Below are 24,405 nucleotides of genomic sequence, written 5' to 3' on the forward strand. Positions count from 1 at the left end.
GGTTATTAACTGATATCTTCTTCAGCCTGCTCAATCCTGATGGGTTGTATGGCAAGCTGATATTTATCTTCATCAAATTCTTTTTCACTTTTGGCAATCACAATTGTGGCGATGCCATTACCGATCATGTTGGTGATGGCCCGCGCTTCAGACATAAAGCGATCTACGCCAAGCAGAATAGCGATATGTTCTACCGGCATAATCTTCAGTGCCGTTAATGTAGAGGCCAGTACAATAAAGCCGCTGCCCGTTACGCCTGCAGCACCTTTAGAGGTTACCATCAGCACCGCCAGAATGGTTAACTGCTGACCAAGATCTAAGGGCACATGGAAAACCTGTGCCAGGAAGATCACGGCCATGGACAGGTAAATCGCTGTTCCATCCAGATTAAAGGAGTACCCTGTCGGGATAACCAGTCCTACGACCGACTTCTTACAGCCAATGGCTTCCATTTTTTGCATCATGCTAGGCAGCACAGATTCTGAAGACGAGGTTCCAAGTACGATCAGGATTTCCTGGCGGATGAACTTCAGGTAGCTCCATAAGGAGAATTTATAATAACGGCAGATGCCATTTAGGACCACAAAGATGAAAAGGAAGCAGGTCAGGTACACGGAGCCCATCAGCTTGGCCATAGGCAAGAGCGTATGCAGACCGTAAGTACCCACACTATAGGCCATGCCCCCGAAAGCACCAATCGGTGCGAGGCGCATCACGATCTTCATGATGTTAAAGAATACTTTAGAGACTTTGTCCAGGCCCCTCAACACAGAAGCCCCTTCAGCGCCCATCTTGTTCAGCCCATAGCCGAAAAGGATGGCAAAGAAAAGGATCTGCAGGATATCACCGTTGGTAAATGATTCGAAGATGTTTTTGGGAATGATATGGAAGAAGAACTCCGTCCAGTCGATACTTTCACCCTGTTCTGTGTAGGATTTGATCTTGGAGACATCACCGTCCGCAGCCGGGACACCTACACCAGGTTTCAGTAAATTGGCCACAACCAGTCCGATGGCGATGGCCAGTGTGGAAACGATCTCAAAGTACAGCAGTGCTTTTCCACCGACACGGCCAACCTTTTTCATATCGCCCATATGGGCAATACCTAAAACAATGGTCAGGAACACGATTGGTGCGATCAGCATGGTGATCAGGTTGATGAAGCCCTGACTGATCAGCTTAGCCTGCGCTGCGAAGCCAGGAACAAAAGTACCCACCAGAATACCGAGGGTAATTGCAAAAAGGACCTGGAAAGTTAGATTCGCAGCAATTTTCTTCATTTGCCGATATTACGAATTTTGACGCATTTAGCCGCAAGGCCTAAGTACCTGATTCGTTACGTAAGCGAATGTTTTTATGAGAAAGGCAGCTTGCTGACAGCTAATTGAACATTGAATAAGCTGGAGGCTAAGTTGCGATGCCGCCCGAATAAAACTGCAGGTCGTACAATCGCTTGTAATAACCTTCAAACTTAAGCAGCTCCTGGTGTGTACCTTTTTCCTTGATCTCGCCCTTATCGAGCACAATGATCAGGTCTGCTTTTTGAATGGTAGACAGACGGTGTGCGATTACAATTGCGGTACGACCACTCATCAGGTTATCAATGGCATGCTGGATCAGCAGCTCAGTTTCGGTATCTACAGAAGAGGTGGCCTCATCCAGCACGAGGATAGATGGATTGTACACCAAGGCACGAATGAAAGAGATAAGCTGCGCTTGTCCTGCGGACAAGGTAGAGCCACGCTCCATCACATTGTACTGGTATCCGCCCGGGAGTCGCTGGATAAAATCGTGCGCACCCACTTTCTTTGCTGCATCCACCACTTCTTCCATGGTGATTTCCGGATTGTTCAGTGTGATGTTATTGAATATGGTATCTGAAAACAGGAAGACATCCTGAAGTACCGTTGCAATGTTACTCCTCAGGTAGTCCAGATCATACTTGTGAATATTCACGCCGTCAACCAGCACCTCTCCTTTCTGAATCTCGTAGAAGCGGTTCAGGATGTTTATGGTGGACGATTTACCGGCTCCTGTGGCACCGACCAGTGCTACGGTCTGCCCTGCTTTCACCTCAAAGCTCAGGTCTTTCAACACATACTGCTCATCGTTGTAGGCAAACCATACGTTTTTAAACGCGATCTGCCCCTCCATCGTCACCGGTTTATAGGTGCCTGTGTTGCTGGTCAGCTCATCGGTATCCAGCACTTTGAACACGCGCTCGGCACCCACCATTCCCATCTGCAGGGTATTAAACTTATCGGCAAGCTCTCGTATCGGCCGGAACAACATGCTGATATACAACAGGAACTCCGTGATGGTACCCGGCGTTACATCCATGGGTTTCTCCAGAATACTCTTGGCGCCATACCAAACCAATAATCCCATCGACATCGCGGATATGATCTCCACCACTGGAAAAAAGATGGAATAATACCAGTTGGAGCGGATGTTCGCATCGCGATAACGGGAGTTAATTTTCTTAAACTTCCGGTATTCCTGTTCCTCACGCGCGAAATACTGGATGATGGAAATGCCGGTGATGTGCTCCTGCAGGTAGGTATTCAGGTTGGACACCTCGGTACGGATCTCCTGGAAAGCTGATTTGATGGCTTTTTGAAAAATGGTTGTAGCTACAATCAGCAAAGGCAATGGCAGTAGCACAATGATGGTCAGCGCTACATCCCGGTATAACATGACGGCAATGATCACGATCACCATCAGCACGTCGCCGATGATCACGATCAGTCCTTCAGAAAATATATCAGCAATGGTCTCCAGATCGGAAACCGTACGGGTGATCAGCTGCCCGATTGGCGTGCGATCAAAGAACTTCAGCCGCAGTTTAGTGATGTGGTTAAAGACAGCGACGCGGAGATCTTTAATGGCCGACTGTCCCAGCGTATTTGTCAGTAACGTGTGGCTGTACTGAATCACACTTTGCAGCACCAATAACACGATCATCAGTATGGTCATGTTCAACAAGCCTTGATAATCACCTTTAAGGATATGCTCGTCCAGTGTATATTTAATCAGGAAGGGTCTTACCGGCGCCACCAGTGCCAATAGGATTGTCAGAATAACGGAATAGATGAAAATGTTCTTGTAAGGTTTTACATATTGAAAAACCCTTTTTAACAAGTTTATATTAATTACGTCACCTGTGATTTTCGACATTTTACTTTACAAAAGGGTAAGTCACACGAACCAGGTACAGGCCACAGGCCGGCACCGATTGTCCCGCATTACTCCGGTTTTTACTATTTATAATATCTGCAATGGCCTCCACTGAAATTTCTTTCTTACCAACGCGGATCAGCGTGCCAACAATTGCCCGAACCATATTCCGCAGGAAGCGATCCGCTTCAATACGGAAAACCAGGCCATCCTCCGCCCATTCAAACCTTGCCATGCTGATCTTGCAGTTGTTGGTGAAAGTTTGGGTGTTCGACTTACTAAAACACGAGAAGTCGGTATATTGTTGAATGATTTCCGCAGCCTTATTCATCGCTTCCAGGTCAAGGTCGCCTTTGAACAACCAGGAACGGTTCAGTTTAAAAGGATCCTTATGGAAGTGCAGGTAGTATTTATAAGCACGTGATGTAGCATGAAAGCGGGCATGTGCATCAGGCGCCACGGGAAAGATCCGCTTAATGGCAATGTCGTATGGCAGCAGGGCATTGATGCTTCCGACATACTGATTCAGCTTTTCGGCATCTACATCCTGCAGGTCCACATGCGCAAAAAACTGCGTAGCATGAACACCCGTGTCGGTACGCCCACATCCAAGCGAGCTAACAGGCTGCCGGAAGAAGGTTGTAAGCGCCTTATCCAGACATTCCTGCACACTTAATGCATTCGGCTGAATCTGCCAGCCATGATACGCCGTACCATTGTAAGCCAGTTCTATGAAAAAACGATTTGAAGTCACTCCTGCAAAAGTAGTTGTTTAAGGGTTTAAACATCGTGTTTTTTGAAGTGCGATTATTTACCTTATGTAAATTCTCCTAAGCATTTCTATTTTCTTCGTCAGGACGCAGCACTACACAAACGTCATCTCCTTTTATCCGCTTTTCATATAAAAATGTATTTTTGATCAAAAAACAGAACCTGATGATACAAAGAATACAAACCATATGGTTTTTCCTGGCTGCCTTGAGCATATCCCTACTGTTGATGACCCCTATTGTGAGCAAAGTGGTTAATGATTCGGAATACTGGATTAATGCCATCGGACTCTATCAGCAGACGAATGGTAAAACGGTGATTGATCTATTTATCCCGGTGGCCATCCTAACCATCCTGAGTGCAGTGCTTTTATTGTTCACGATATTTAGCTTCCGTGACCGTAAGAAGCAAAAGAACTTTGCGCTGATCAGCCTGATCTTTATCTTAATTTTGTCAGTTTTGACCTATATCTATGTAGCTAAGATGCCCGGCGGACTGGAAGGTGTAAGCTACGAACTCGGTGCTTTCCTTCCTTTAATTTCGATCATATTCATCGGTTTAGGCGTTCGAGGCGTCAATAATGACGAGAAGCTGATCAAATCAGCCGACAGGCTCCGCTAACAAATACACCTAAACAGCTGATTTTTAAACCCGTATAACACCACAGCCGATCCTTGATCGGCTGTTTTTATTTACTTCGCTATCAATGAAATACGGATTAAAAACCTTACCTTTGCGGCTTAATTAAAAAAGTTAAAATGAATAACCCATTCAAATTATTGGGGATAAGTGATGACGTTGTTAATGCTGTAACGGATTTAGGTTTCGAAAATCCAACACCTATTCAGGAGCAAGCTATTCCTGTATTGTTAGAGGGCAGTAACGACTTTGTTGGTTTGGCCCAAACAGGAACAGGAAAGACAGCCGCATTTGGATTGCCGCTGATTGAGCTTATCGACTTTAAGCTCAACAAGCCTCAGGCATTAATTTTATGCCCTACAAGAGAGCTTTGTTTGCAGATTGCGAGCGACATCAAGAATTACTCAAAAAACATCTCTGGTGCTAGCGTGGTTGCCGTTTACGGTGGCGCGAACATTATGCAGCAATTGCGTGAGATTAGAAACGGTGTACAAATTGTTGTGGCTACACCGGGCCGTATGTTAGACATCATCGGCCGTAAAGCAATAGACTTCTCCAGCGTGAAGTATGTTGTATTAGACGAAGCCGATGAAATGTTAAACATGGGCTTCCAGGAAGACATTAACGAAATTTTGTCTACAACACCTGACGATAAAAAAACATGGTTGTTTTCTGCTACTATGCCTCCTGAGGTTAGAAGAATAGCGAGAAACTACATGGACAACCCTACGGAATTAACCATGGGTACCAAAAACACTGGTAACGTAAATATCGAGCACGAGTACTATCAGGTTCGTGCAAGAGATAAATATGCTGCCCTTAAACGTATCGTAGATTTTAACCCTGAAATCTTTGCAGTTGTTTTCTGTAAAACTAAACTGGATACCCAGGATGTTGCAGAGCACCTGATTAAAGATGGTTACAATGCAGATGCTTTACACGGTGACCTTTCTCAACAACAACGTGATAAGGTAATGCAACGTTTCCGCGACCGTAACATGCAGTTGTTAATTGCTACTGATGTTGCAGCGCGTGGTATCGACGTAAACAATGTAACGCACGTAATCAACTACTCTTTACCTGATGAGATCGAAAGCTACACACACCGTAGCGGTCGTACCGGTAGAGCTGGTAAAACCGGTATCTCTATCTGTATCATCAACTCTAAAGAGATTGGCAAAATTCGTCAGATCGAAAGAATCATTGGTAAACAATTTACCAAAGCTGAACTTCCTACAGGCTTTGATGTTTGTGAGAAACAACTTTTCTCCCTGATCCACAAAGTACAGAACGTAGAAGTTAACGAAAGCCAGATCGATCAGTACATCCCTAGAATTATGGATGAGTTTGCTGAGTTGAGCAAAGAAGATGTGATCAAACGTTTTGCTTCCCTGGAGTTTAACCGCTTCTTGGAATACTACAAAAATGCACCTGATCTTAATGCAGCAGCAGATGAGCGTGGTGTACGTGGCGAAAGAGGCGAGCGTGGCGAACGTGGTTCAAGAAGCAGCGAAGGTTACACCCGTCTGTTCATTAACCTTGGTTCAGTAGATGATTTCACCCGTGGCGACTTGTTATCCTTCGTTTGTAATAACGGTAAGATCAGCGGTAAGAACGTTGGTAAAATTGACCTTAAAGGTGTTTACTCTTTCTTCGAAGTTGAAAACGAAGCTGTTGACTCCCTATTCAATAACTTTAAAGGTATTGAATTCAACAACCGTGGCGTAAGGATTGAAAAATCTGGTGACGCTCCGGTGAGCAGCGACAGAGGCGAACGCAGAAGCGGTGGTTACGGTGGCGGTGGTCGTCGTGATGGCGGTGAACGCAGAAGCTATGGCGGTGGCGGCAGACGTGAAGGCGGTAACAGCGGTGGTGGTTTCAGAGATTTCTCTGGCCGTAGCCGTGATGACAAAGCTGGAAGCGGAAGACGTGATGGCGGTGGCGATAGAAGACGTAGATCTTAATCAAAACATATAAATAAAAAAAGGGGGATCATTGATCCGCCTTTTTTTATGCACATACTTTTCAACAGTATGTTTGGAAGTGTCTAGAAGTTTAGCGCCAGTCTGGTAAATACGTACCTTCCAAGGAAACCAAACTGCGGTGCCTGATTTGGATACAGAATACCGGAAGTCCCCTGGCTGCTTAACAACAGCTGTGCTGGGTAAACATCAAACACGTTGTTTGCACCAACGGTAAGCTTCAAGTTTTTGGTTAGGTTATAACCAGCCCCCAGATCCGTTACTACGCGGCCTGGCAAGGTTTGGCGGTTAGCCTCCACGTTGGTCGGTTGCTGGATCTCTCCAAAGTAAACGTTCCTTACAAATGCATTCCATTTGTTCCAGGAGTAATCCAAACTCAGGTTGGTTTTAATTCTTGGCGTAACACGCTCAATTAAAATTCGGCTTGCCTGATCCAGGTAGGTACTCTCTTTACCAACCAACAGCGGTGAAGCGTGTACATCACCTACGATCTCGGTCTTGGTGAATGTATTTGCAAGATCTGCCCTGAAAATACCATTACCCAGCGGTGTACTGTAACTGAATACCGCATCAATACCCATAGTTCTGGTATCAACGGCATTGGCGAAGAACCTCGCAGTAGTCGCATTGGCTAAACGCAATAGATCATAAAGCTCTCTATCCTGTGGTGTGGCATCCGGCGCATTGCTTCCGCTAAACTGACCAGTATAAATCACTCGGTCGTTGATGTTTACCAGGTAACCATCCACTGTGATCTTGAACTTACCCAGGTTGCTGGTGAAACCAAGGCTATAACTATCTGAGGTTTCCTCTTTCAACTTTGGAATACCCAAAAGCTGTGCTACACGGCTGTCGTTCGCGAAAGTACCAGACTCCACAAAGGCACCGTCAATAAACACGGTTGAAGTAGAGTTAAAATAACGCTGGTGTAAAGATGGTGCTCTGAAACCGGTGTTCACTGCACCACGCAATAAGAATGCATCAGAAAACTTGTATCGGGCAGCCAGCTTTCCATTCAAGGTAGAACCAAAGTCCGAATAGTTCTCAAACCGCACCGCTCCATCTACCAGGAATTTGTCGGTAACATTGACCTCAACATCTGCATAACCTGCTATAGAAGTACGCGTTTCGTTGGTTAAGTTATCTGCACTGATGCCTGGGAACCCCTGTGCACCACCAGCATAAGGTGATCCGTTTGCCGCAAAGCGGGTTGGAATATTACCTGTTGGCGAGGGAATATAAACCGGGTTCTCCGGTGTTCCTGCATTGATGGCATTACCATAATTCACATAGGAAGCTTCTTCCCCCGGATTGATCTTGTACTTCTCAAAACGATTTTCAAAACCAAAAGCAACGTTGATACCACTTAATGGGCCTTCAAAAAATCTCGAGAAGTCCAGGTTGGTAGTGTTCTGTGTAAAGTCATAACCGCCAGACTCGAATGATGTTGGAGACGAGTTCAGCATAGAGGCATTCAGTGTATTCCGGGTCGCAAATTCCACCGCATTGCGGCCAAAGCTATTACTGAAGTCTGCTTTCCACTCGCCTAAATTACCGCGGATACCCACTGCAAAAGACTGATCCAGGTTATTGGTGTTAATTTCGGGAAGGAAACCATTCGGGTAAATGGTTGCATTGTTCTGTGTAAGTTGACGTGGGGTACGGTAAAATGCAGTAGAGGTACCATTACGGTAGTTCAGACCACCGAATGCATAGATCTCCGCTTCTTCCGCTACCGGAATAATACTGTTGAAAAATAAGGAACCACCACGGTTTTTGGACTGACCGATATTCGGCACGAAGTCGCCACGGTCAAGGCCTCTTCTTACCAACTCCTCATCGGTGATATCCACACCTGTTGGATTAGGATATAACTCCGGATTGTTAAAATCCGTGAAGATCACACCACGGTAAGGTGTTGTTCTGGAAGCAAAATCACGAAAATCGAAGGAACCTGAAAGGTTCAGAAAACCGCCTTTATCATTTAGTGCAACACCATAGTTAACGTTGGCCTGTACGGTTTCTCCATCCAGTCCGTCGGAATGTTTGCCCGCAAAACCACCACCGGATACGCTGGCATTAAGTTTATTCACATCAGAATTCAGGATGATGTTGATAACGCCCGCGATCGCGTCGGACCCGTACTGTGCAGATGCACCATCACGCAGTATCTCAATTCTTTTTATTGCAGCGGTTGGAATGGCATTTAAATCCGTACCTACGGAACCTTTACCCAAACTTCCGTTGATGTTGATTACGGAAGTGGTATGTCTTCTTTTTCCGTTGATCAGCACTAACACCTGATCTGGACCAAGACCACGCAGGGATGCAGGGTCGATGTGATCCGTTGCATCGGTTAAGCTCATCACGTTAGAAGTAAAGGAAGGGGCCACGAAATTCAGGATCTGGTTTACCGATACCTGCGCCACATTCGCGGTCAGTTTCTGAATATCCACCACATCCACCGGAACCGGAGTATCCATGCGCGAGCGTGGTGCACTACGGGAACCCAGTACCACCACATTTTCGAGGTTATTTCCACCGGCATTGATCAGGTCAAAGTCCAGCTGCTTCAGTTCCTCAGCAGCAACGGTAACGCTTTTTTGTTGGGTCTGGTAGCCGATGTAACTTACGGTTACCTGATAGGTACCTGGAGCGGGTAGTTTGATTTCATATCTGCCATTCGCATCTGTTCCAATGCGTAGCTGTTGCCCGACTACGGAAACCGTAGCACCGGTAATGGTCTGACTACTGTCGCGGACTTCCCCGCGGATCACTTGCGCCTGGGCCGACAAGCCCACACTGCAGCAGAGTAGAATGAACAGGTAAAGTTTAATTTTCATATAAAATAAGCTAAGTAAAACCTATCTCTGGTATCCACCAGAAATGTGCGCAAATATAGCTATTTGCAATTTTATCCTACTGAACGAGTAGTCTATTTTATACTCAAATGACCTGCGGTAAACACCTGAACTTCAATGTGGTGTTTAGCTTAGCTGCTCCGTAAGCAGCGCCATCTCCATTTGCGGCGCATGTTTTTCATACAACACCGCATATACGGCACGACTGATGGGCATGTCCACTTTATACTTCTTATTGATCACGTGCATACAGCTTGCCGCATAATAACCTTCAGCGATCATGTTCATCTCCAGTTGTGCGGATTTAACGGTATAGCCTTTGCCGATCATGTTTCCGAAGGTACGGTTGCGGCTAAATTGAGAGTAGGCCGTTACCAGCAGATCGCCCAGATATGCGGACTCCTTAATATCCCTGCTGATTGGGTGAACCGCATTTACGAAACGGTTGATCTCTCTGATGGCATTGGAGATTAGTACCGCCTGGAAATTGTCGCCATACCCTACCCCATGGCAGATGCCACTGGCAACAGCATAAATATTTTTCAACACTGCAGCATATTCAGTTCCGAAGATATCATCGGAGACATTGGTTTTCAGATAACGGGTATTTAACAGCGAAGCGAAGTAAGTCGCAGCCTCAACATCAATCGAAGCGATGGTAATGTAGGATAACTTCTCCAGGGCAACTTCTTCTGCATGGCAAGGTCCGCTGATCACCAAAATATCTTCTAAAGGCACTTCGAATTTCTCGTGCAGAAACTCTGCTATGATCTGATTCTCATCCGGTACGATACCTTTGATCGCGGATATGATCTTTTTGCCTTTAAAATCTTCGGGCTTTACATCTTTCAGCGTATCCTTAAGGAAAGCTGCAGGCACATTCAGGATGATGTAGTTTGCAGCATGGATAATTTCGCAGATGTTATCGGAGATGTTTGTGGAAGGAATATTCACTTCCGCAGCACTCAGGTAGTTCGGATTGTGATGATATTTCTTGATGTGTTCGATAGCATCCGTGTTTCGCATCCACCAAAAGATCTCTTTTTCTTTGATATTATTTGAGAGCATTTTAATGATAGCCGTAGCCCAGCTACCCCCACCAATCATAGCAACTTTTGCCAACATAGTCTGTAAATAAAAAATCCCGGTTCTTTTTAAAACCGGGACAATTTACTCAAATATTATGATTAGGGGCTTCTTACTTTTTGCCTGGTGCAGCAAAGAGCTGATCTTTAGTGGTCTTTTCTACCTTCATTCCATCTTTCAAACGGTTCTGAATTGCAGAATACGGACCGCTCACCACTTCTGTTCCTGCTTTAAGGCCAGACTTCACAATGATGAACTGGTCGTTCTGAATGCCAGTGCTTACCTCCACTTGTTTAACGGCACCATTCTCAAACGCGAATACATATTGCTTAATGGTTTTATCTTCCAGTTTCGACTTCTGTTTATCTGCTGAGCCTTCTGCAGCAGGTGGTGCGTCTTTAACTTCAGCACCTGCTCCGGCTTTGCTCTTATCTCCGGTATATACTGCCTGGATCGGAACGGATAGCCCTTTAACAGATTCACTCATGATGTCTACTGTCGCCGACAAGCCCGGGCGGAATGGCGAAGGCAAATCTTTGGCACCACCTTTAACATCGGTATAAGACTCCGCAAGAATTCTGATCTTCACTACAAAGTTGGTTACCTGGTCTACAGAAGTTGTGGTTGTACCCACATCTTTAGAAGAACTTGCAATCTCGGTAACAATACCTTTGAACTTACGGTCTGCAAAAGCATCGACCTCAATCATTGCACTGTCCCCGACGTTTACACGGTTGATGTCGTTCTCATTTACATCCACGTTTACTTCCATGGAGTTCAGGTTAGAGATACGCATGATCTCCGTACCTGCAAATTGTGCAGTACCAAGAATACGGTCGCCCAGCTCTACGGACAATTTAGAGATCACACCATCAACTGGTGCGTAGATCGTTGCTTTCGCCAAGTTGGCACTAGCCTCCTGTACGTTTGCTCCAGACTGCTCCAAGCCAAACCTCGCACCTACCAGGTTTTGTTTTGCCGCTTCCAGGTTGGTTTGTGCGGTCAGGAATGCCGCCTTAGCAGAATCAAATTCCGCCTGCGAAATCACTTTTTTCTTGTATAGCTCCACATTACGTTTGTATGTTGCTTCAGCGTTTACGAAGTTGGCTTGTGTTTGCTTCAGTTGTTGCTCAGATGCCGCTACTGCAGCTTTTTGTGAGCTATAAGATGCACGAGCGCGGTCATAACCAGATTTCAACACGTCCGGACGAACCTTACATAACAGCTGACCTTTTTTAACGATGTCACCTTCTTTAACCAGTAGTTCCGTTACCTCTCCAGAAACCTCCGAGCTTAACTTCACCTCAGTTTCAGGCTGTATTTTACCACTCGCCGTTACGGTTTCTACAACCGTGCGGTCGGCAGCTTTGTCAACGGTAATCTGCTCGATCTTCTCTCCTCCGATTACACCGGTAACTTTCAGTATAAGCAGCAAGACTATCAATCCTCCAACTGCAATAAGTATGTGTTTTAATTTCATTTTGTTCGTTTGTTTGCTGTTTTAAAAATGGCTTTTATATGCTGATTAAGGATTAAAAAGTGATTTCTTTGCCAAGATAAAAATCTATGACTTTAGAACGGAATAGCAGGTCGTATTTTGCCTGAATGAAGTCAATCTCTGCACGATTTCGGTTAGTTCTTGCGGTGTTATAGTCCAGCGAGTTTACAAGGCCTACATTATAGCGTTCCTCAATAACCATAAAGGCATCATTTTGGGCATTGAAGGTTTTCTCGGTTGAACCATAGCGGGCATCTGCTGCGCGCAAGTCGGCAACCGCCTGTGCGATAACTTTGTTCAGGTTGTTTTTTTCCAGCTGTTCCTGGTTGATAAAGCCCTGGTACTGGATCTTCGCACGCTTAACATTTGATTTTGCGGTTAATCCGTTGAATATCGGGATCTGTAAGCTTAAACCTACAAACTGGTTAAAACGTTGATTGATCTGATCCGAAAAGGGTTGGTTGTCATCATCATCAAACACGTAAGAATAAGATGAACCAAGTCCTGCATTAAGCGATAAGGTCGGATACTGGAACCCTTTGGCCACTTTTACGCCAACTTCTGCCGCTTGGCGGTTCAGTTGTGCCTCCTTAATATTCGGGTATCGTGTTAGGGCCTCTGTAAACACCTCGTTTACATTGTAGCTTTTTTGTGCGTAGTTGATGTCTTCGATCGTTGGCGCAACCACCTTAAAGTTGGCATTGTCGGCCTGCATTTCCATCAGCTGGGCCAAGGTAAGGTAAGAGATCGTCAGCTGATTCTGTGCATTGGTAACATTCAACTCTGCAGTCGCGACCTGGGCCTTCGCTTGCGAGATATCAGCCATCGTTTTATTTCCGGCATCCATCAAAGCATTTTCACGCGCTAAGGTCTGCTGAGCTACAATAAGCTGTTCCTGGGAAGCCTTCAACAAATCATCATTGAAGACCACCTGAAAGTATGAAGTTACCACCTGTAGGACCAGATCATTTTTAGTACGTTCCAAAGCACTTTTACCTGCCTCCAATAAGATCTTATTCTGGCGGATCTGATTCATCTTTACCAGACCTCCGAACAAATCCACACCGGTTGACAAGCGTCCATTGGTTACCGACAACGCCTGGTTACGGATCTGGAAGGTTGTTTGATCCAGTGAACGACCAAAACTCAGGTCGCTGGAAGCCCCTGCGTTTAAGGTTGGGAACAGTGCTGCACGTGACTGGCTAAGGTTTACATCAGCTGTGGCAACATCAAGAGCGCTTTGTTTGACGTTGATATTATTTTGAAGCATCCTTTCTACGGCCTGTTTGATGGTAATCACTTCCTGGGCCTGGGCGGTAGCACTGAAGCACATGCTGATGCAGCCCGCCGCCACAAGACAGCCTAACCGGGAGAACAAACCATGATTGGTAAAAATTTTCATACTTTATTATTTTCAATTTTGTTAAACGCCAAATTACCCTTTCAAATCCAACTGCGGCAAGCAGTTTTTAGTACTTTTGGATATGTATCTGGTAAAATCCCCCCTGCTGCTGAAATGGTATTATCCTTCACTTACCTGGCACAAGTCCCGCGCTGAAAAAGCAATTTATTTAACCTTTGACGACGGACCTATACCCGATGTTACAGAATTTGTTTTAAAAACTTTAAGAGATCAGCAAGTTAAGGCTACCTTCTTTTGTATTGGCGACAACATACGTAAACATCCGCATTTATTTCAACAACTCCTGGAGGAGGGGCATAAAGTGGGCAATCACACCTTCAACCACCTTAAAGGCTGGAAAACCGATGATGCAACATACCTGGAGAATTTCGAGCAATGCCAAAAGCTAACCGCCTCAAAGCTTTTCCGTCCACCATATGGAAGGATCAAAAAATCGCAGGTACGCCTAATCCGTGAAAGGTATCCAGAGATGAACATCGTGATGTGGGATGTACTCAGCGGCGACTTTGATCTGCAGCTCTCCCCCGAAGGTTGTTACCATAATGTTAATAAGTATGTGGAGAACGGATCGATCATCGTTTTTCACGATAGTTTAAAAGCATTTGACCGTTTAAAGTATGCACTTCCACGTAGTATAGCTGATTTGAAGTTAAAGGGATACGAGTTCAGGACCTTATGAGGCGTATACCTGCCTTTAACAAGGGCTTGACATGGGGTTGAGCTGTCGCTAGCCTTGTCAAGGCCCTGTCAACCCCTTGTTAACCCCCTGTCAAGGCCCCGGTAATCTGGGCGGCAAACTTGGTTTGGGTTTGAAGCAAACCTAATCCACATGGAATTGTTATATACCGGTCAATTTAGAACATTTATAAATAATATAATGATTTAAAGATGATCGCCCCTGGTTTCTTTTTTTTGTAAATTCGCTCAATTATTTAGACTTATTACCTTTTAACCAATAGTTCAATGGCATTCGACATAGAAATGATAAAAAAGGTGTATGCTAACTTTGGTCCGCGCATCGAAGCGGCTCGTAAAGTTGTCGGCAGACCTTTAACGCTCTCAGAGAAAATTTTATACACCCACTTATGGGAACAGAATACAGATAAGGCTTTCGTAAGAGGTACTGATTATGTAGATTTCGCTCCGGACAGGGTTGCAATGCAGGATGCAACTGCACAAATGGCATTATTGCAATTTATGCAGGCTGGCAGGCCTAAAGTTGCTGTTCCATCAACGGTTCACTGTGATCACCTGATCACTGCGAAAGATGGTGCAGAGTTCGATTTACCTGCTGCAAATACAGAAAGTAAAGAGGTATTTGATTTCCTTGCTTCAGTTTCAAATAAATATGGTATCGGCTTCTGGAAACCAGGTGCTGGTATTATTCACCAGGTGGTATTGGAAAACTATGCTTTCCCGGGTGGTTTAATGATCGGTACCGATTCGCACACCGTTAATGCGGGTGGATTAGGTATGATCGCAATTGGTGTTGGTGGTGCTGATGCCTGCGACGTTATGGCTGGCTTACCTTGGGAGCTTAAATTCCCTAAACTGGTTGGTGTTAAATTAACTGGTAAATTAAGCGGCTGGACTGCCCCTAAAGATGTAATCTTAAAAGTTGCTGGTATCCTTACTGTAAAAGGTGGTACCGGAGCAATTATCGAATATTTTGGCGAAGGTGCAGAAAACCTAAGCTGTACTGGTAAAGGTACCATCTGTAACATGGGTGCTGAAGTTGGTGCAACCACTTCTACTTTCGGTTACGATGATAGCATGGAGCGTTACCTGCGTGCAACAAACCGCGCAGACATCGCTGATGCGGCAAATGCCATCAAAGAACACCTTACCGGTGACCCTGAAGTTTACGCTAATCCAGAGCAGTATTTTGATCAACTGATCGAGATCAACCTGTCTGAGCTTGAGCCTTACCTGAACGGTCCTTTCACTCCGGATTTGGCTACGCCGATTTCTAAAATGAAAGAGGTAGCTGCAGAAAACGGCTGGCCAATGAAAATCGAAGTAGGTTTGATCGGTTCATGTACCAACTCTTCTTACGAAGATATTTCCCGTGCGGTGAGCGTAGCAAAACAAGTTGAAGAAAAAGGCTTGAAAACTGCTGCTCAATATTGCATTAACCCAGGTTCCGAGCAAATCCGCTACACGGTAGAGCGTGATGGTTACCTGGATACTTTCAAAAACATTGGTGCAAAGATCTTCACCAATGCATGTGGTCCATGTATCGGTATGTGGGATCGTGTAGGTTCTGAGAAACAAGAGAAAAACACCATCGTTCACTCTTTCAACAGGAACTTCGCGAAACGTGCTGATGGTAACCCGAACACTTTTGCTTTTGTAGGTTCTCCTGAACTGGTAACTGCAATGGCAATTGCCGGAGATCTTGGCTTTAATCCACTAACAGATACTTTAACTAACGATAAAGGCGAGCAGGTGAAACTTGATCCACCTTCAGGTTTCGAATTGCCGATCCGTGGTTTCGCGGTTGAAGATGCCGGTTACCAGGAACCAGCTGCTGACGGAAGTCACGTGCAGGTTGCGGTATCTCCTACCTCTCACCGTTTACAGCTGTTGGATCCATTCCCAGCATGGGAAGGTACCAACCTTACTGGCTTAAGACTGTTGATCAAGGCTAAAGGAAAATGTACTACTGACCATATTTCTATGGCTGGTCCATGGTTAAAATTCCGTGGTCACTTAGATAACATTTCTAACAATATGCTTATCGGTGCAGTGAACAACTACAACGAAAAAACGGATACCGTTAAGAACCAGTTAACTGGCGAGTACGGCCCGGTTCCAGCTACTGCACGTGCGTACAAAGCACAAGGCATTGGTTCTGTCGTTGTTGGTGATGAAAACTACGGTGAAGGATCTAGCCGCGAGCACGCAGCGATGGAGCCTCGTCACTTGGGTGTTAGAGCGGTTCTTGTAAAATCATTCGCAAGGATTCACGAAACCAACCTTAAGAAACAAGGTATGTTGGCTTTAACCTTCGTGAACAAAGAAGATTACGACAGAATCCTTGAAGACGATGTAGTTGATATCGTTGGTTTAACGGAATTTACGCCTAACGTTCCATTAACAGTGGTGTTAAACCACGCTGATGGTACTAAAGACGAGATTTCTGTAAACCACAGCTACAACGCTCAGCAAATTGAGTGGTTCAAAGCTGGTGGCGCACTAAACATCATCAGAAAACAAGTTGGCGCATAAGATCGTATCAACTTACAGATAATAAAAAGCCTCCTGCTAAACACAGGAGGTTTTTTTATGCCTTACAGGCTGCTCCTTGCAATTACATGCTCAAGCCAATTTGCTTTAAGAGGATCGCAGCATTGAAGGTACGGCAGGCACCATGTTTAAGTTTATAGTCGAAGTTCATCTCGCCCTCGCTAAGTTGAATATCGAAGTGGTAGTTCCGCAACTGTTGCGGATAATCTTGCTCCATCTCGGAGAGTTGCAGGTCATGGGTGGCGAATAAAGCGGGTGTATGCTGTGCGATCAGTCGCTCGATGAAAGCTTTTGAACCTTGGTATTTATCCTTGCTGTTCGTTCCCCGAAGCATCTCATCAATAAGCACCAAGGAGTCGGGTACTTTCGATACCATCTCCAGGATCATTTTCAAGCGGTTCAACTCCGCTTTAAAGGTGGAGGTCTGGTCATTCAGGGAATCTTTGATCCGCATGTAGGTAACCAGGGAGAAGATGGAGCTCTGGAAGCTTTTCGCGCAAACAGGCGCACCAGCGAATGCCAGCACCATGTTGATCCCAACGGTACGTAGAAAGGTGCTCTTACCCGCCATATTCGACCCGGTCACGATGTCGACCGTCGGGCCCTGCTCCAGTGCATAATCATTGGGAATACGTTTGTCTTCCGGAATCAATGGATGTCCCATGCTGCTGGTGTTTAACCCAAATTCCGGCAAGATCTCCGGGAATATCCATTCCGGATGGTTCTGCGTTAAGGTTGCAAAGGAGATCAGTTCTTCAAAGTCACTGATACGCTGTAACCCATGTACCAGGTCATTGGATGCGGTTTGATGCCATTGATCCAGGCGTACGGAACAGCGCAGGTCCCATACAAAGAAAATGTTCAGCACTGCACCAACAATCATGTTCAGCCTGGCATCAAAGGCCTGGATGATCCCGGCAAGCTGTTTAATCTGTTCACTGCCCTTTGTCTCCGGATGTTCCTGTTTGAAAAGGTCCAGAATGTAGGGGCTTTTCCACTGGATATCTTCCATCCACCGGATGACGTTCGCAAAGGAGCTCAATACTTCGGCGCTGCCGCTGAAACCGTCATATACAGCACTGATGGATTTGATGTGTAAGTAGTTGAAGGCGAAGTTGAAGATGGCTACAGCGGCCAGCAGGTCCCAGGTCCAGCCGCCAACAAAACTGCCGAGTAATAATGTTCCAATACTCAGGAAAGGTGCCATACGGGCATATAACCGCAGGAAAGGTTTGTGCGTGAATTTAAGCTCCTCTGGCAATTGCCGGGAGAGTTTATCTTTAATCATTGCCAGTTGATCCGGACCGTGGCTTTTCAGCTCCGCACGGAAGTGGTAGGTGGCTTCCATATGACTTTGAACCTCCCGGATGGCCTGCTGACGGGCAAGGATGGTCTCGCGGCTGCTGGCGGTATGCAACTTTGCTGCAAGCTGGTCCATGCCTTCCCTGCTGCTGCAACGATTGGTTAATACATATAATGATGCCGGTCCAAAGATATCCAGGTCAGAAACATAAGGATGGTTTTCATCCTCGTAGATTTCGCCGTCCTGGTATCCGTTTTTCCGGTGTTCAATAAGCTGGATCTCATTTTCATATACCCAAAGCAGCTGGTTGGCATAACCGAGCTCGCGCTGTAATCTGGTTTGCTTTTTAACCAGCGCCACAAACAAAAAGACAGGTATGATCATCAGGATCGTGTACACCATACTAAAACCGAAACTGATGATCAAGGCCACAAACAGGATCTCCAGCAGAAAAACACCCAAGCGCGACAGCGATACTTTATTCAGGTTCTCTTTAAGTGTTTTTATGATGGACGACTGCGCTGCCGCAGCATTTTGGTAGGCCAATAAAATGCTATCTTTTGTTTTTACCATATCTTTGGATTAAAGCTGAAAATTATAAATATATGCAATCCGGTGATCTCCTGGTCAGGATACATAGAAAATGAGGAATAAAGGATGAAGATTACGTTACTGGTGGTGGGAAAAACGGAGGATAGATATTTGATCGAGGGCATGGAGAAATACCTGAACCGCTTAAAACATTATATCACCTTCAATATGGTGGTGATCCCGGAGTTAAAGAACACTAAAAACCTAACAGAAGCACAGCAGAAAAGCAAGGAAGCGGAAAGCATTTTGAAGCAGGTCAGCAACCTGGATGTGGTGGTACTGCTGGACGAGAAAGGCCGGAAATATACCTCGGTATCATTTTCAAATTATCTGAACAAACAGATGATCGGGAGTGTTCAGCATCTGGTATTTGTAATTGGCGGTCCCTACGGTTTCGATGAATCTGTCTACAAGCGTGCAAACTCAAGTCTGAGCTTGTCGGAGATGACGTTTTCACATCAGATGGTGCGCCTGTTTTTTATTGAACAGTTATACCGGGCATTCAGTATCCTGAAAGGTGAGCCCTATCATCATGAATAGTGATTATGGTATGTGGAAAATTGAACTTTTCTACATCGTAAAAGAAAGGAGTAAATATGCAATTTGGAGATTTTAAAAGAAAGTACAATTATAAAAGCGATACCAGTGCGAACCGGGGCAGTTACTGGCTGGCGATCATCATTTCAGTAATAGCCTTCGTGGTTATCTGGTATTTTTTATAGAAAACACATAAAAAAAGCCGGATCATTGATCCGGCTTTCCTTATAATGGCTTTAATTATACACCTTTTTTAGAGGTCATGCTTACCTTTTTAGCAGGCTGACTAGTCTTGCTTGGCGCTTTTGCGTTAGCAGGTTTTACCGCTGCTGCAGCTGCTGCTTTAGACTTCTTTTCAAGGTCTGCTTTTACTGCTTCCTGCTGAGGATCTAATTCCGGCGCTTCTTCTGTAAATAAAGGCTGATCTTTAAGGATGTTGTACCAGCTGATGATCTTCTTCATATCAGAAACATATACCTTCTCCTGATCGTGATTTGGTGCAACTTCAAGGAAGAAAGATTTCAACTTTGCTGCATCTGCTTTGGTATCTGGTACATTGTCTGCCTGTGCTGCAATTTTTGCAAGTACATCGCTAAGTTTGATGTCATCATCCTCACCATAAACGGTGATGTCTTCCAATGAAGCTAATTTGGTGTTCGAAATATTAGCAACAATTTTCACTTTCTGGGCATCAAGGCTTTCCAATACATATCCTGCCTTATTCTGACCAACAAGCTTAAATAATCCCGGTCTCCCTGAAACCGCAACAATTCCTCTTAAATTCATATTATATAATTTTATAGAAGCGAAGAATTAACCTTCAATAACTTCAATTGTTAAAATCTTGTCGCCTGCTTTGATGTCATCAACGATATCAACGTTTTCTACCACTTTACCGAAGCAAGTGTGGTTTCTATCCAGGTGCGCTGTATTGTTTCTGCTGTGACAGATGAAGAACTGAGAACCGCCAGTGTTTCTTCCAGCGTGAGCCATAGACAATACGCCACGATCGTGATACTGATTTTCGCCAGTCAATTCGCAATCTATTTTGTAACCCGGGCCACCAGTACCTGCAAGGTGTGCTTTTGCTGGGTCTTTAGAGTTCGGGCAACCACCTTGAATTACGAAATCAGGGATCACGCGGTGGAATGTTACACCATCGTAAAATCCTTCACTAGCTAATTTCTTAAAGTTAGCTACGGTGTTCGGCGCATCGTTATCATAAAATTCAACAGTCATGTCGCCTTTTGCTGTCTTTATTATCGCTTTGCTCATATTTGTATGTTTAAATGTCAAATTTAGTAAAATCAATTGATTCCCATGTAAATGGAATTAAATAGCACCTGCAGCTCCCTTAAACAGGCATGTTAATCGTAGAAGTTCCAGCTTACGCCAAACTTCAGCATGCTGTCTGGCATCGGATACCGGCTGGTGGTGTAAAAGCCTTTGGAGAACAAACCCTGATTGGCGTAGTCGTACTTCACAAAGATATTTGCCTTGCGCAAGCTTGCCCTTAACCATACATCCACAACCGGCTCCGTATTCAGCTGACCGCCATTACCCAGGTAAAACTGACTGGTTGATGGGGAGTAAGAATAAGACTGGAAGGGTGTGTTGTATCTTACGTCGAAACCCAGGTTGGTACGAAGCACTTTGAAGAATGTCTGGTTGAAGAAAAAGGTGTTGAAAGTATAGACCTCCGGTGTTCTCAAGATATTCTGCTGATCGGTTTTTTGGTACACCACATAGGTTTCAAAGTTGAATTTACCGAACACAAACTTTTTACCCAAGGTGAGTTTAAGCAGGCTGATGGCATCCGGGTTTTGCATTGGTCTGATCGCCAGCGCCTCTTCCGCACTTTTAGGCGCAAAATACAGGTAGTCGTTCACCAGATAGTACTGCGCACCGGCTTCAAGCCGCAACCGGTCATTCAGGTAGTTGAAAGATAGGTTGATGATCTTGGTGCGATCAAAACTTTGGTTTCTCCACTCATCGTGGTTTCCGATATGCTGAATGTAAATTTGTTCCGGTGATTTATTCTGCATATAAGCACCCAGTTCAATGCGGCCGATGTTATTGCTCAACAGCACGTTACTTTTTGCCTCATATAGAAAATCCCCGATCTGCCTGCCCTGAAAGATCTGCTGTACGTCTACATTCAGGTCAATACGATTGCTGAAACGGTAGCCCAGGGATCCCAGCAACGTGGTATTATTCACATTGGTTTTATATTCCCTAACGCCGGTTTCTGTCTGGGAGTTGGCCCGGAACTGTTCGTAGTTATAGATGTCATTTCGAAGGCCAACATTCAGCTTGAGCTCGTTCTTGATGATGGTACTGCCCTTTCCGCGTAGAAAGAAGCTATAAATAAACTCATTCTGCAGGTGCGTAACCATGGTGGAGTCATTGGTATAGTTGGCATCCAGGATTCCGGGCGCCAGTACCGTATTATCATCCGCTTCATTCTTGGTAAAGTTGAACGATTTGGTTTCATACACCAATGTATGTGAGATCTTGTTCGTTGGCAATACTTTGGCAGTAATCTCCTGTTGTAGAGTATCAATCCGTCCAACGAAATAGTTCTGTTTCAGCATGTATGACTTCTGGCGCCACAGCTGTCTGGCACTGCTTAATCGGATGTTCTCTGCCTCTCTGGAGAATGCATTCTCCTCACTGGTGAAGATGTTGTCGTTCTGGACGGAACCATTTTCCTGTGCTTTGAGTGTGTTGAACACCGCATTGGCCCAGAGGTTATAACGCTTGCTGGGCGATTGGTACCAGGTGAAAAACACCCCATTCAAGTGATCACCACGCTGCCGGGCATAGAGGCCGTTTGCGCCGATACGGTTGTAGTTGGCACCAAAGTTCCAATTCGGTTTGATGTTCTGTGAATGCGTCGCTTTGAACACCTGTTCCGCTTGTCCGCCACTCACGTAATACAGATTGCTGAATGGTGACCGGGCCTGGTAATAGATCACATCATCGTGGGTCATGGCGTAATAATCCAGGGCATGAAAACCCGGATCAAAGCCTATGGTTTTGGTTGGGGAAAAAAGCATGTCCCTTGCCGCTAGTCCGAGGTTACCGAGGTTTATCGTGGGCCGGCGTGGCTGATAGAGCTGGCTGTAATTCTGAAAGCCACGCAAACTGGTATCCAGTGGCAGCGTCTGGATGCTGTCTCTGGTTAACCGTAGGGTCGTAAAGCGAACATATTTAGAGGTGAATACCACCGAATCTCCCGCATTCTCCAGTTTGTTCCTTAGTGAATCCAGTTCTTTATTATCGGTAACAGTTGTTTTAAGATCCTGTGCAGCAGCACCGAATGCACAAAAACAGGTAAGTAAAACCAGGAGTAATGGGGTTTTAAACATTATAATGCAGAGATTAACTGACTTAATATGTGCGTCATTTTAGGTTCGGCATGTTTTGCCGTCTCAATGATATCTTCCAGGCTTGTTGGCTGAAGGTCTTCCGGGAAGCCTTCATCGGTGAGTACGGAAATTGCGAATACCGGCACCGACATGTGATTGGCAACGATAACTTCCGGTACGGTACTCATACCAACAGCGTCGCCACCAATAATCCTCAGGTACTTGTATTCTGCTCTGGTTTCCAGGTTTGGCCCGGTTACAGACACGTATACGCCCTGATGACAGGTGATGTCATTCGCTTTTGCAATCTCCAATGCTTTCCCGATAAGGTCTTTATTGTAGGGCGCACTCATATCCGGGAAACGCGGACCCATATCCGCATCATTGCGGCCGCGCAGCGGGCTTTCTGGCTGGAGGTTGATGTGGTCGTTAATGACCATGAGGTCACCTTTCTTGAACGCTGGGTTCAAGGAGCCTGCAGCGTTAGATACAAAAAGCCACTGTATGCCTAGTGCTTTCATTACTCTAATCGGGAAAGTGATCTGTTGCATGGAATAACCTTCATAGAAGTGCAGACGGCCTTGCATTGCCACTACTTTTTTGCCATTCAGTGTGCCGAAGATGAGTTTTCCGGAGTGGAACTCCAAGGTGGAGATGGGGAAGTTTGGTATGTTGGAATACATCAAACTAAACGCCACTTCAATTTCTGTCACCAAACCGCCAAGACCTGTACCGAGTACGATGCCTATTTCCGGTTCGAAATTACTTGTTCTTTGCTTGATGTATTGAACGGTCTCTTGTATGCTTTGATACATATGTTAGAATCTCTTGATTAAATTTTAGTTGGTCGGCTGCATGAATATCCACCTTTATTGGCAGAAAAAATACAGGCAAATTTAGTAGTAAATCTTTGATACTTGCATCTAATAAACGCTGGGCATCCTTTTCTGTTGTTATGATCAGTTTTTCTCTATCCGGACAGGAATTAAATGCCTGCACCAGGGACTTGATTTCCGACGTGCTGAACTTATGATGATCGGGATAAGCATGTTGTATGACCTGCCGGTATTCGCCCTCCAGGTATTGCAGCAGGGGTTTTGTATTGGCGATCCCCGTTAAGAGAAATACGGTTTGAGCCGGCCCTGTCGTCGTTTTTTCCGGGGTAGTTGCATATACCGGTTGTAAACTGTTGTATTGAATACTCGCATAAGCGATCTTTTCAGGATTCAGGGCGTTGAATTTGCGCTTGATCTGCTGCTTCGTAGATTCATCAACAAGTGTCGGACTTTTGGTGATTAAAATCTGTTCTGCTCTTTTGTAGCCTGGGAAAGGCTCCCTAAGATTGCCCGTTGGCAGCAGCCATTGCGGTCTGCGTATCTTATCATATTCGAACAACAAAATGGAATAACCAGGTTTTACTTTCCGGTGTTGAAAAGCGTCATCAAGGATGATCAGGTCATGGTCCGCTTGAAGTCGCTCGATTCCGGTGATGCGATCTTCGCACACGGCGACAGTAACCTGGGGAAATTTCTGGTAATACTGCAGGGGTTCATCACCGATGCTTTTGGCTGTTGCAGCAGCATCCGCCAGAATAAAACCTTTGGTTTCCCGGCCATAACCTCGACTGAGGATTGCAACCCTGTGCTGGCTTAGCAGTCGCACAAGGTATTCGGTTACAGGGGTTTTACCGCTTCCACCAACGGCGAGGTTACCGACGCATATCACTGGCAAGTCAAATTGACGGCTTTTAAAGATGCCCCAGTCATAACACTTATTTCGTATAATCACGATAATGCCGTACAAGATTGCGAAGGGAAAGAGTAATGGTCGTATGTATTTTATCATGCCTGCATTCAAAAATAACAAATATTAAATGGTTTACCAGGGCATGACGTCCAGGCTTGCCTCCAGGCACGA

Annotated in this window: 18 protein-coding genes; 5 read left to right on the plus strand and 13 right to left on the minus strand. The window is 45.3% G+C overall.

The genetic code is table 11. From position 1 onward, the window contains the following. Positions 1-5 precede the first annotated feature (5 nt). The 3 genes from ACTHQF_RS01240 to truA all read right to left on the minus strand — a co-directional run bounded on the left by ACTHQF_RS01240 (position 6) and on the right by truA (position 3,931). On the minus strand, positions 6-1,280 hold the full coding sequence (locus ACTHQF_RS01240) for a dicarboxylate/amino acid:cation symporter (protein ID WP_440428028.1): 1,275 nt from the start codon (positions 1,278-1,280) through the stop codon (positions 6-8). A gap of 127 nt (positions 1,281-1,407) precedes the next feature. Beyond that, positions 1,408-3,177 carry an ABC transporter ATP-binding protein gene (locus tag ACTHQF_RS01245; protein WP_440428030.1) on the minus strand — a complete coding sequence of 590 codons (1,770 nt, stop codon included), beginning with the start codon at positions 3,175-3,177 and terminating at the stop codon, positions 1,408-1,410. Position 3,178: 1 nt separating this feature from the next. Beyond that, complete coding sequence (truA, locus tag ACTHQF_RS01250) at positions 3,179-3,931, minus strand: tRNA pseudouridine(38-40) synthase TruA (protein ID WP_440428032.1); 753 nt, start codon at positions 3,929-3,931, stop codon at positions 3,179-3,181. 182 nt (positions 3,932-4,113) lie between these two features. Between truA and ACTHQF_RS01255 the strand changes: the two genes are divergently transcribed. Beyond that, positions 4,114-4,569: a DUF4293 domain-containing protein gene (locus ACTHQF_RS01255; RefSeq protein ID WP_440428034.1), complete on the plus strand. Its 456-nt coding sequence runs from the start codon at positions 4,114-4,116 to the stop codon at positions 4,567-4,569. Between the two features lie 137 nt (positions 4,570-4,706). Next, positions 4,707-6,551, plus strand: a complete 1,845-nt coding sequence (locus ACTHQF_RS01260) for a DEAD/DEAH box helicase (RefSeq protein WP_440428036.1) — start codon at positions 4,707-4,709, stop codon at positions 6,549-6,551. A gap of 83 nt (positions 6,552-6,634) precedes the next feature. On the opposite strand, the gene ACTHQF_RS01265 is transcribed toward ACTHQF_RS01260, so the two are convergent. The 4 genes from ACTHQF_RS01265 to ACTHQF_RS01280 all read right to left on the minus strand — a co-directional run bounded on the left by ACTHQF_RS01265 (position 6,635) and on the right by ACTHQF_RS01280 (position 13,416). Beyond that, the gene (locus ACTHQF_RS01265) at positions 6,635-9,412 is read right to left on the minus strand and encodes a TonB-dependent receptor (protein ID WP_440428037.1); all 2,778 of its coding nucleotides are present in this window, start codon (positions 9,410-9,412) and stop codon (positions 6,635-6,637) included. Positions 9,413-9,556: 144 nt separating this feature from the next. Next, entirely contained in the window at positions 9,557-10,555 is a 999-nt protein-coding gene (locus ACTHQF_RS01270) for an NAD(P)H-dependent glycerol-3-phosphate dehydrogenase (protein WP_440428038.1), read from the minus strand. Positions 10,556-10,628: 73 nt separating this feature from the next. Then, positions 10,629-11,996 (minus strand): efflux RND transporter periplasmic adaptor subunit, encoded by a 1,368-nt coding sequence (locus ACTHQF_RS01275; protein WP_440428039.1) that lies wholly within the window; start codon positions 11,994-11,996, stop codon positions 10,629-10,631. A 52-nt stretch (positions 11,997-12,048) separates the two neighbouring features. Next, complete coding sequence (locus tag ACTHQF_RS01280; RefSeq protein WP_440428040.1) at positions 12,049-13,416, minus strand: TolC family protein; 1,368 nt, start codon at positions 13,414-13,416, stop codon at positions 12,049-12,051. Between the two features lie 82 nt (positions 13,417-13,498). On the opposite strand from ACTHQF_RS01280, the gene ACTHQF_RS01285 reads away from it, so the two are divergent. Further along, complete coding sequence (locus ACTHQF_RS01285) at positions 13,499-14,116, plus strand: polysaccharide deacetylase family protein (protein WP_440428041.1); 618 nt, start codon at positions 13,499-13,501, stop codon at positions 14,114-14,116. 284 nt (positions 14,117-14,400) lie between these two features. Continuing rightward, positions 14,401-16,668 carry an aconitate hydratase gene (locus tag ACTHQF_RS01290; protein ID WP_440428042.1) on the plus strand — a complete coding sequence of 756 codons (2,268 nt, stop codon included), beginning with the start codon at positions 14,401-14,403 and terminating at the stop codon, positions 16,666-16,668. 82 nt (positions 16,669-16,750) lie between these two features. Here ACTHQF_RS01290 and ACTHQF_RS01295 read toward each other — a convergent pair whose 3' ends face one another. Then, positions 16,751-18,562 (minus strand): MutS-related protein, encoded by a 1,812-nt coding sequence (locus ACTHQF_RS01295; RefSeq protein ID WP_440428043.1) that lies wholly within the window; start codon positions 18,560-18,562, stop codon positions 16,751-16,753. Between the two features lie 84 nt (positions 18,563-18,646). Between ACTHQF_RS01295 and rlmH the strand changes: the two genes are divergently transcribed. Then, positions 18,647-19,120, plus strand: a complete 474-nt coding sequence (rlmH, locus tag ACTHQF_RS01300) for a 23S rRNA (pseudouridine(1915)-N(3))-methyltransferase RlmH (protein ID WP_440428044.1) — start codon at positions 18,647-18,649, stop codon at positions 19,118-19,120. A 237-nt stretch (positions 19,121-19,357) separates the two neighbouring features. Here rlmH and ACTHQF_RS01305 read toward each other — a convergent pair whose 3' ends face one another. The 5 genes from ACTHQF_RS01305 to lpxK form a co-directional block, all read right to left on the minus strand. After that, a complete protein-coding gene (locus tag ACTHQF_RS01305) occupies positions 19,358-19,903 on the minus strand; it encodes a DUF5606 family protein (protein WP_440428045.1) in 546 nt (181 codons plus the stop codon). Positions 19,904-19,930: 27 nt separating this feature from the next. After that, positions 19,931-20,392: a peptidylprolyl isomerase gene (locus tag ACTHQF_RS01310; RefSeq protein ID WP_440428046.1), complete on the minus strand. Its 462-nt coding sequence runs from the start codon at positions 20,390-20,392 to the stop codon at positions 19,931-19,933. Positions 20,393-20,484: 92 nt separating this feature from the next. Beyond that, complete coding sequence (locus ACTHQF_RS01315) at positions 20,485-22,488, minus strand: putative porin (RefSeq protein WP_440428047.1); 2,004 nt, start codon at positions 22,486-22,488, stop codon at positions 20,485-20,487. Continuing rightward, entirely contained in the window at positions 22,488-23,303 is an 816-nt protein-coding gene (locus tag ACTHQF_RS01320; RefSeq protein WP_440428048.1) for a purine-nucleoside phosphorylase, read from the minus strand. Before ACTHQF_RS01320 ends, ACTHQF_RS01315 begins: the two co-directional genes overlap by 1 nt. Then, positions 23,251-24,333, minus strand: a complete 1,083-nt coding sequence (gene lpxK, locus ACTHQF_RS01325; protein WP_440428049.1) for a tetraacyldisaccharide 4'-kinase — start codon at positions 24,331-24,333, stop codon at positions 23,251-23,253. The genes ACTHQF_RS01320 and lpxK overlap by 53 nt, the downstream gene beginning before the upstream one ends. Positions 24,334-24,405 lie beyond the last annotated feature (72 nt).

Origin of the sequence: Pedobacter sp. SAFR-022 (assembly GCF_051965375.1) — a bacterium.
In the GTDB taxonomy this organism is placed as follows: domain Bacteria; phylum Bacteroidota; class Bacteroidia; order Sphingobacteriales; family Sphingobacteriaceae; genus Pedobacter.

Excerpts from the sequence above, each read along its gene's own strand:
- ACTHQF_RS01240 (WP_440428028.1), bottom strand. The coding sequence starts at position 1,280 with ATGAAGAAAATTGCTGCGAATCTAACTTTCCAGGTCCTTTTTGCAATT.
- ACTHQF_RS01245 (WP_440428030.1), bottom strand. The coding sequence starts at position 3,177 with ATGTCGAAAATCACAGGTGACGTAATTAATATAAACTTGTTAAAAAGG.
- ACTHQF_RS01255 (WP_440428034.1), top strand. The coding sequence starts at position 4,114 with ATGATACAAAGAATACAAACCATATGGTTTTTCCTGGCTGCCTTGAGC.
- ACTHQF_RS01260 (WP_440428036.1), top strand. The coding sequence starts at position 4,707 with ATGAATAACCCATTCAAATTATTGGGGATAAGTGATGACGTTGTTAAT.
- ACTHQF_RS01265 (WP_440428037.1), bottom strand. The coding sequence starts at position 9,412 with ATGAAAATTAAACTTTACCTGTTCATTCTACTCTGCTGCAGTGTGGGC.
- ACTHQF_RS01270 (WP_440428038.1), bottom strand. The coding sequence starts at position 10,555 with ATGTTGGCAAAAGTTGCTATGATTGGTGGGGGTAGCTGGGCTACGGCT.
- ACTHQF_RS01275 (WP_440428039.1), bottom strand. The coding sequence starts at position 11,996 with ATGAAATTAAAACACATACTTATTGCAGTTGGAGGATTGATAGTCTTG.
- ACTHQF_RS01280 (WP_440428040.1), bottom strand. The coding sequence starts at position 13,416 with ATGAAAATTTTTACCAATCATGGTTTGTTCTCCCGGTTAGGCTGTCTT.
- ACTHQF_RS01285 (WP_440428041.1), top strand. The coding sequence starts at position 13,499 with ATGTATCTGGTAAAATCCCCCCTGCTGCTGAAATGGTATTATCCTTCA.
- ACTHQF_RS01290 (WP_440428042.1), top strand. The coding sequence starts at position 14,401 with ATGGCATTCGACATAGAAATGATAAAAAAGGTGTATGCTAACTTTGGT.
- ACTHQF_RS01295 (WP_440428043.1), bottom strand. The coding sequence starts at position 18,562 with ATGGTAAAAACAAAAGATAGCATTTTATTGGCCTACCAAAATGCTGCG.
- rlmH (WP_440428044.1), top strand. The coding sequence starts at position 18,647 with ATGAAGATTACGTTACTGGTGGTGGGAAAAACGGAGGATAGATATTTG.
- ACTHQF_RS01305 (WP_440428045.1), bottom strand. The coding sequence starts at position 19,903 with ATGAATTTAAGAGGAATTGTTGCGGTTTCAGGGAGACCGGGATTATTT.
- ACTHQF_RS01310 (WP_440428046.1), bottom strand. The coding sequence starts at position 20,392 with ATGAGCAAAGCGATAATAAAGACAGCAAAAGGCGACATGACTGTTGAA.
- ACTHQF_RS01315 (WP_440428047.1), bottom strand. The coding sequence starts at position 22,488 with ATGTTTAAAACCCCATTACTCCTGGTTTTACTTACCTGTTTTTGTGCA.
- ACTHQF_RS01320 (WP_440428048.1), bottom strand. The coding sequence starts at position 23,303 with ATGTATCAAAGCATACAAGAGACCGTTCAATACATCAAGCAAAGAACA.
- lpxK (WP_440428049.1), bottom strand. The coding sequence starts at position 24,333 with ATGATAAAATACATACGACCATTACTCTTTCCCTTCGCAATCTTGTAC.